The sequence below is a fragment of the Fulvivirga lutimaris genome, assembly GCF_009711525.1.
GTDB lineage: Bacteria > Bacteroidota > Bacteroidia > Cytophagales > Cyclobacteriaceae > Fulvivirga > Fulvivirga lutimaris.
In genome coordinates, this window is sequence record NZ_SMLV01000246.1 from 1 (window position 1) to 8,090 (window position 8,090).

Annotated in this window: 8 protein-coding genes; all 8 read left to right on the forward strand. The window is 37.2% G+C overall.

From position 1 onward, the window contains the following. Nucleotides 1-210: thioredoxin family protein (locus E1140_RS03215; RefSeq protein ID WP_185153402.1), on the forward strand; the 210-nt coding region annotated here is incomplete at its 5' end. A gap of 85 nt (nt 211-295) precedes the next feature. Then, complete coding sequence (locus tag E1140_RS03220) at nt 296-985, forward strand: hypothetical protein (protein ID WP_155178984.1); 690 nt, start codon at nt 296-298, stop codon at nt 983-985. Further along, complete coding sequence (locus E1140_RS03225) at nt 972-2,579, forward strand: S8 family peptidase (protein WP_155178986.1); 1,608 nt, start codon at nt 972-974, stop codon at nt 2,577-2,579. Before E1140_RS03220 ends, E1140_RS03225 begins: the two co-directional genes overlap by 14 nt. Nucleotides 2,580-2,605: 26 nt before the next feature. Further along, complete coding sequence (gene rpe / locus E1140_RS03230) at nt 2,606-3,259, forward strand: ribulose-phosphate 3-epimerase (protein ID WP_155178989.1); 654 nt, start codon at nt 2,606-2,608, stop codon at nt 3,257-3,259. Nucleotides 3,260-3,278: 19 nt separating this feature from the next. Continuing rightward, entirely contained in the window at nt 3,279-5,642 is a 2,364-nt protein-coding gene (locus E1140_RS03235) for a TonB-dependent receptor (protein ID WP_155178991.1), read from the forward strand. Nucleotides 5,643-5,766: 124 nt separating this feature from the next. Continuing rightward, the gene (locus E1140_RS03240; protein WP_155178992.1) at nt 5,767-6,213 is read left to right on the forward strand and encodes a hypothetical protein; all 447 of its coding nucleotides are present in this window, start codon (nt 5,767-5,769) and stop codon (nt 6,211-6,213) included. A gap of 120 nt (nt 6,214-6,333) precedes the next feature. Next, nucleotides 6,334-6,945, forward strand: coding sequence for a hypothetical protein (locus tag E1140_RS03245; protein WP_155178994.1), 612 nt, complete (start codon nt 6,334-6,336; stop codon nt 6,943-6,945). Between the two features lie 52 nt (nt 6,946-6,997). Continuing rightward, nucleotides 6,998-8,068: a hypothetical protein gene (locus E1140_RS03250; RefSeq protein ID WP_155178996.1), complete on the forward strand. Its 1,071-nt coding sequence runs from the start codon at nt 6,998-7,000 to the stop codon at nt 8,066-8,068. The last annotated feature ends 22 nt before the right edge of the window (nt 8,069-8,090 follow it).

Genomic DNA, 8,090 nt, shown 5'->3' on the forward strand with positions numbered 1-8,090 from the left:
GCTCCTAAATATAAGAGGCTTTCAGATGATGATAGATTTACAGACATCAATTTTGTAGATGTTAACGCAGAAGAAAATCCAGAAGCACGAAAGTTGGCTGGCGTAACCAACTTGCCATATTTCGCAGTATTCGAAGGAGAAAAGTTAGTAGGAAGCGTTGCATCAAGTAAAGAAGATGCAGTTTTAGAATTGCTGGCTAAACTCAACTAATTTCTACTCTTCCTTAAGGTTTAATAGCTATATTTGAGCAATAAACACAGTCTTTAAACGGTTTAAGGACTGTGCTTTAATGTTCATGAAATACACATCATACTTCTTTATATTTATACTCTTAGTAGCCGGCTGCAGCGATTCGGAATTGGAGCCTGACCAATCCATTTATGGCTATGAGTATTTTCCTCTTGCTACTGGTACTTACCAGGTCTTTGAAGTGACACAAACCGATTATTTGAATACTGGTGAGGTGGTTACTAGTGATTTTCAGATCAGACATGAAATAGCAGAATCCTTTGTTTCTGATGAACAGGAGACATTTATTATTAATAGGTTTACTCGAGCAAATGAAAATGACGACTGGGAATACCTAAATACGTGGCAAAGCAGAAGAACTGAATTTAATGCTATAGTATCAGAAGAGAACCTTTCATTACTCAAGCTTGTCTTCCCTATTGAAGCAGGTGTATCATGGAACGGCAACTCTTTTAACTCATTAGAAGAAGATACTTATGTTCTTGACAGTTTAAGCTTTCCATTCAGACTGAATGATCAGGGTTTCGAAAACACCATTACTGTTATTCAGGCTGATAATCAGGATTTTATAGTTTCACTTGACACTCGTTTTGAAATATATGCTAAAGATATTGGTCTTGTGTATAAAGAAATAGTCAATCTTAACTACTGTGCTGATGAAAACTGTCTTGGACAGGAAATTGTTGAAACAGGTATAGAATACAGACAGGCACTGCTAGAATATGGAGCGCTTTAAAGCCATATTATCATTTCTATTAATTCTGGCTGCAAGTTTATCTTTTGGTCAGGCGAGGTATGTTGTTCATTTAAAGGACAAATCAAATTCTCCTTTTGAAGTCTCTAACCCCTCTGAATACTTGTCAAACAGAGCAATAGAGAGGCGAACTGCCCAAAATATAGAAATAACAGAAGAAGACCTGCCCGTAAATCCTGGCTATGTTGATGAAATTGAAAATACAGGAGCTGAAGTTTTCTTTAAAAGCAAGTGGTTTAATAATGTATTAGTGCAGGCCACTGAAGCTGAGGTAGCTTCAATTGAACTCCTTGCTTTCGTTGATAGTGTAGAATTTGTGGCTCCGGGTGAGAAATTGAAATCAAACTCGAGAGTTGGTGGCCTTGAAGATGGTGAGGGAACTGAGGCGTTGGAGACAGATTTTCAAAATAATTTAATAGGAGTAGGGGAACTTCAGAATGAAGGGTTTCTTGGCGAGGGAGTAATAATAGCTTTTATGGATGGTGGATTTTTAGGTGTTGATAATACCAGCCCCTTTGAACATTTATTTATTGACAATAAGATAAAGCACCAATACAACCTCGTGGAGAATGATGACAATCCATTTCAATACCTTCAGCATGGTACTCAGGTATTAAGCGCTGTAGTAGCCCAAATACCAGATAGTTATAAAGGCGTAGCACCACAGGCCGATATTATGCTTTTTGTGACTGAGGATGATTCAGGTTCAAGACCTGAATTCAGAATAGAAGAGTATAATTTTCTTTATGCCACAGAAATGGCTGATAGTGCAGGTGTGGACATCATTAACGCCTCGGTTGGGTATACTATGTTTGACTTCGATTATATGAGCTATACCTACGAGCAGATGGACGGCAATACTACGGTTATTACCAGAGCTGCTGAAAAGGCTTTCACAAAGGGTATATTGGTCGTGACTAGTGCAGGAAATGAAGGAACAAGTTCCTGGAAGCATGTTACAGCTCCGGCTGATGGGCCAAATGTATTAAGTGTGGGTTCCGTTGAAAGCAACCTATCCAAATCTAGCTTCAGCTCTTTTGGGCCAACAGCTGATGGAAGGGTAAAGCCTGATTTAATGGCTTATGGAAGATCAGCCGCAGTAATTGGACAAAATGGAAGCGTTGGTAGTAACTCAGGTACTTCATTTGCCTCACCTCAAATAGCAGGTCTTGCCGCTTTATTATGGCAAAAGAATCCTGAACTAACCAATAAAGAACTGTTTGATTTGCTGTTATCATTGGGAAGTCAATCTGAAAACCCGAATAATCTTTTTGGTCATGGCATTCCAAATTTTACTGAAGGTGTTACAGGTATTACTGATTTAACTGAACAAGAAGTAGTTGTTCACCCTAACCCTTTTAGTGGCAGAATTGAAATTCAAGGTCTAAAAAGCGGAAATGTATATACTTACAGCATAATTGATTCATCGGGTAAAATGTTAAGAACAGGCTCATTGGAAGTTAATCATGATGAATCAGTCACTTTAGATTTAGTTGACCTGTATTCTGGAATTTACATATTGAAGGTTAATGGAGCTTCAGATACTAGCTCAATACATCGGATAGTAAAGTACTAATAGTTAATTTTTCTATCTTTGCCCGCATGAGAACTCCTATCATTGCCCCGTCAGTTTTAGCAGCTGATTTTGCTAATATTCAACGTGATGTCGAGATGTTAAATGCCAGCGATGCTGACTGGATCCATATAGATATTATGGATGGAGTTTTTGTGCCAAATATATCTTTTGGATTACCTGTAATGAAGGCTATAAATGAACACGCTACCAAACCTTTAGATGTTCATTTGATGATAGAAAAGCCTGAAAATTATGTAGAAGCATTTAAAAAGGCCGGAGCTGAGATTATTTCTGTTCATTATGAAGCCTGTAGTCATTTACATAGAAACTTGCAGCAGATTAAAGCATTAGGGTGTAAAGCAGGAGTGGCTATTAATCCACATACCAATGTTCAACTGTTGGAAGATTGTATAGGAGATATAGATTTGGTTTGTGTAATGTCTGTGAACCCAGGATTTGGTGGTCAGAAATTTATTGAGAATACTTATAAAAAAGTAAGGCAATTGAAAGAGATCATTAGCGATGCAAATGCTACCACTTTGATAGAGATAGATGGTGGTGTAAACAAAGAAAATGCACCTAAACTAATTGAAGCTGGGGCAGACGTATTAGTAGCTGGTAGTTTTGTTTTTAATTCTGAAAACCCAATTGATACTATTTCCAGTCTTAAGAGCGTTTAAGCTATTATAGTTGTTTTTGATGAGGCTTTCCGCACTTGTTCTTTTATTCACTTTAATACTCTCTTTTTCCTTAGCTCAGGGACAGGCAATAACAGGTGCTGTCACAAATCAGGTTGGTCAACCACTTGAAGGTGTTAATATTAGCCTCAGAGGCCAAAGAAAAGGGACTACCACAGATAATGAAGGCCGCTTCCGACTGAGTTTGAATAATGCAGATTCTGTCGTGATTGTATTTTCCTTTGTTGGTTACGTCTCAACAGAAAGAGCTGTCAAGGCAACGGAAACCGTTCTAAATATTGTTTTACAAGAATCTACAGAGCTGCTAAATGAGATTAAAGTGACTGGGGACAGAGAAGAAACTGTTGGCCCAAGTGTCACTAAGCTCGATCCAAAATCAGCAGAAATACTTCCTACACCTTTTAGAGAATTTAATAAGATATTAGTTACACTGCCTGGTGTTGTTAGTAACAATGAGTTGTCTTCAACATATTCTGTTAGGGGAGGCAACTTTGATGAAAATCTGGTTTATGTAAATGATATTCCTATTTACAGACCTTTTTTGGTAACTAATGGTCAACAAGAGGGTCTTAGTTTTATTAATTCTGACTTGGTCAGTTCCGTGGAATTCTCTGCAGGTGGCTGGCAAGCCAAATATGGTGATAAGCTGGCTTCTGTGCTTAATGTTAAATATAAAACGCCTCAGAAGTTCGCTGGGTCTGTTAGTGGTAGCTTATTAGGTGGTAGTGTGCATTTTGAAGGAGCTTCAAAGAATGAAAGGTTAAATTATACACTTGGAGCACGTCATAAATCATCAAAATATCTTCTTAACACATTAGAAACCAACGGCCAGTATCTTCCTAAATTCACTGACTATCAGTCATATATTAACTTTAATGTAGGGAAGAAAGAAGATAAGCAACGGACAACAATAGGCTTACTGACTGCTTATGCAAGTAACAGATACTTAGTTACTCCAGAAAGCAGAGAAACCGAATTTGGTAACTTCAATCAATCACTCAGGCTTTATGTGGCTTTTGTTGGCAAAGAGTTACTCGAATATGACACTTACCAGGGGGGGATAAAGCTAAACCATCGAATTAATAAAACTTGGCGGACTCAGGTGATAACTTCAGTGGTAAAGGCCACTGAAAGGGAATACACTGAGGTTGAGGGTGGTTATCGATTATGTGATGTTGATAAGAATTTGTCTAGCTCTACCTTTAATGACTGTGTGTTTACCCGCGGAATAGGCACCAATTATGATTATGGTAGAAACAGCCTTGAGGCTGAAATACTAAATGCTGAGAATCGAAATGTAATCACTTTAGACAATGCAACAATAGAATTCGGACTTGGCTATAGTCGCCAGCAGATTGAAGATCAGCTTCAAGAATATGATTTTACTGACTCTGCTGATTATGTCACTCAAATCAACGCGGTTCAGGCCAATAACAGGATTGAATCAAATCAGTACACTGGGTTTGTTCAAAGTACAGTTTCATTGTCAAAAAGCATTACTACAACCTTTGGAGTACGTGGTAATTATTGGGATTTGAATGAGCAGTTTCTAGTAAGCCCGAGATGGCAAATATCTATTAAACCTGACTTTTCACGTAAAGTCACCTTTTCAGGAGCTGTTGGCATTTATCAACAGCCACCATTTTTTCGCGAACTCAGAAATTTTGATGGTGTATTAAATACTAAGCTTAAGGCCCAACAATCTATACATATTATAGGAGGATTGAATTACGGCCTTACCTGGTGGGGCAGACCATTTATTCTAACCAGTGAAGTTTATTATAAGAAAATTAAGAATGTTGTTCCTTATGAGGTTGACAATGTTAAAGTACGCTATTACGCTAATAGCAATGCAGAAGCCTATGCAGCTGGTTTTGACATGCGTGTAAGTGGCGAGTTTATAGAAGGAGCGGAATCATGGTTTAGTTTGGGTTTATTAAATGTAAGAGAAGATGTTGAAGGAGATGGTAGGGGGTATATCAGGCGTCCGACTGACCAAAGGCTAAATGTGGCGGTTTTCTTTCAGGATCATATTCCTAATAATCCTGATATAAGAGTAAACCTTAACTTCCTGTATGGTAGTGGCCTGCCATTTGGAGCTCCAGGCAACTTTCAAAATAGAAACTCATTTAATGGAGATGCCTATACCAGAATAGATATGGGTTTCTCAAGACTTTTTCATCTGAAGTCAATTTTTAACAATGATGAAACCTTACTAACAATAAGTGCTGAAATCTTAAATCTCTTTGGTTCAGATAATGCCATATCATACACCTGGATCTCCGATGTCAGCAACAATCAATATGCTGTGCCTAACTCATTATCAGCCAGATTTTTAAATGTTAGAGCGACAATTAAACTGTAATAGTACCTTTCTTACAGTAAATAGTTAATTTATCATCATTTTTCTTGATTAGATTGGTTGTTTGTCTTTTATTCGAGGTTTTTAAAAATCTAGTTGTAAGTAAACGAATAAAGTAATGAGGAAAATGAAACTTTTAATTGCTGCATTATTGATGGGTGTTGTAGTGAATGTGAGTAATGCACAAAGCGAAGAAATTACTGATGAGAACCTAAGAAGGTATGCATTGTTGATGGAGTCAGTAGATGCTATGAAAGCTGAAATTAGTGTAGCACTTAATGACATGATCAAAAACCAGGAAGGTATGACTGGCAAAAGGTTCAGTGAGCTTTCTAAAGGAGAAGGTGAAGCGGCTACAGAATTTGAGACTAAATTCATGGCTACTATCGAGGAAATGAAAGCTGAGAGAATTGAAGCTATTAAAGAAGTTAATCAACTTTTAGCTACCAAAATGCTTCCTGATGGAGGTAAAACATATAAAGCAATAAAAGCGGCCATCAGTTCTGATGATGCTGTTAAGGCTAGATATGAAGCGATTCTTGCTAAGGTTCAGTTAGCTGAAGAGGGAGCATAATCAATATCAATATAGAGTATAAGAAAGGTGTCTAGGCACCTTTTTTTTATGCCATTTTTATAAATAATATTATTAAATGGGTTCAATTTTTGTATCTTTTCGTCTTAAACGAGCTATAGTATGTTTTCAGAGAATGAAATTGCGACAATAATCGAGATTCCAGAGGTTCTTGATGAGGTAATCAAGTTACGTAAGGAGTTTATTGAAACTGAGGCCAATTTTCTTGAAATATCAGAGCATGATTTCCTTTCATTGATAATGATGACCCCTACCGTGGGAGTGGCTTTAGCTAATGGAACAATAAGCCTGTTCGAAGAACTGGCACTGAATAAAATGGCTCGTAAGATGTCTAAGGGTGGTTTTTTTATGAAAGTTGATCCTGTGGCTCATGCCATGAAATTCTTAATTAAGAGTTTTGATAAATGGGAGTTGCCGTTTCTAGAGGTAATTAAAATTGCTATTACTAACACTTGTGATCTTAAATCACTTAAGCTGAATAATGCAAATGATGAAGCTGATAATATTATTGGATTCGCTCGTGAGTTAATGTATGCCCCATATGCGTTTGTGCGGTTTATGACCTCGTTTTTCTTGCATGATGAAGCTGAGATTGTTGAAGAAAGAGCTATTTCATCTGTTGAATTTGAGAAAATTCAGGATATAGGAAACAAACTGGAGATAAGTCAATACCTTGTTTTCACCTTGTTTTGCAAGACTTTTGAATTGAGGTAGGACAGAACAGGCTTCCTCAATAATATTTTTTAAATTTGCCTGTTTAAATTACATGATCATTAGAACTGCCCTTTTACATTCCAAAAAGATTTTCACAGTTCTGGTGTTACTCACCATTTCCATGGTCACTTATGCACAAGAAGAAAGCGAGGGTGCCGCTATACCTCTAGATCACTTCTATGCAAAACCTAAAGGAAACAATACATTTAGAAAGTTACTATCCAAGCTTCATTTTGGTCTTTCAACTGGGTATGGACGTACCTTTTATAGCCAAGACCTCGGAGATTATGCCTTGCTGCAGCAACGTGATAGTACACCTTTAATTTTCGATAAGGATGTTAATATATCTGGTGGTAGTATTCCAAACGGCTATAGGTACTGGTTTAATACTGTTGATCAGAGTGATAACGTGTCTTACACAGGAAATGACTTCCTGATAAGTTCTGATTCAGCTGATCTTACATTCAAAGCGCCAGGTACCAGCATTCCCCTTACCGCCACCGTTCACATAGAGTTATTGGATAAGTATAAAATTGGTGGTGGATTTCAGTTTGAGTATCATAGAGTAGGGCAGTTTAAAGCGGTTAATTTTTCAGATACTGTTGCGTCTATTACTCCGAATTTTGGTAGCACTTTTTTTAAGAGGTATTTTTTGATACTAGGAGCTAAGGTATATAGGTATTATGAATATACTCTGGCAGTAGATGCTCAGATTGGTGCATATAAGCTGTCAAGTAAATTTAATAAGTCACTGATTGACAAAGGATTATATGTCAACCTTGGTGTGACTATTGAAAGAGAATTATCAGAATATTTCACCGCTTTTGTACGTCCTTCGTTTGACTATAAGAATTATACTATCAGTTTGCCTGAAAGTAGTTCATCCATAAACACTTCCATGAATGCGCTTTATATTGGCTTAGGCGTAACTTACAGAATACCTGAATTAAGAAGATGCTTCTTAAAGCAATGTACTACTCAGGTCAATCATCAGCATGGTAATGGACTATATAGAAGTAGAGTGCATCCATTCTACAAAAAACAGAATCCACACCATGGTGAGAACTATCCAAGGCTCATAAAATACAAGCGTAAGAATAGAAAGAAAATGGATCCATATTGATTTAAATATCACCTTCGATATT

Excerpts from the sequence above, each read along its gene's own strand:
- E1140_RS03220 (WP_155178984.1), top strand. The coding sequence starts at position 296 with ATGAAATACACATCATACTTCTTTATATTTATACTCTTAGTAGCCGGC.
- E1140_RS03225 (WP_155178986.1), top strand. The coding sequence starts at position 972 with ATGGAGCGCTTTAAAGCCATATTATCATTTCTATTAATTCTGGCTGCA.
- rpe (WP_155178989.1), top strand. The coding sequence starts at position 2,606 with ATGAGAACTCCTATCATTGCCCCGTCAGTTTTAGCAGCTGATTTTGCT.
- E1140_RS03235 (WP_155178991.1), top strand. The coding sequence starts at position 3,279 with ATGAGGCTTTCCGCACTTGTTCTTTTATTCACTTTAATACTCTCTTTT.
- E1140_RS03240 (WP_155178992.1), top strand. The coding sequence starts at position 5,767 with ATGAAACTTTTAATTGCTGCATTATTGATGGGTGTTGTAGTGAATGTG.
- E1140_RS03245 (WP_155178994.1), top strand. The coding sequence starts at position 6,334 with ATGTTTTCAGAGAATGAAATTGCGACAATAATCGAGATTCCAGAGGTT.
- E1140_RS03250 (WP_155178996.1), top strand. The coding sequence starts at position 6,998 with ATGATCATTAGAACTGCCCTTTTACATTCCAAAAAGATTTTCACAGTT.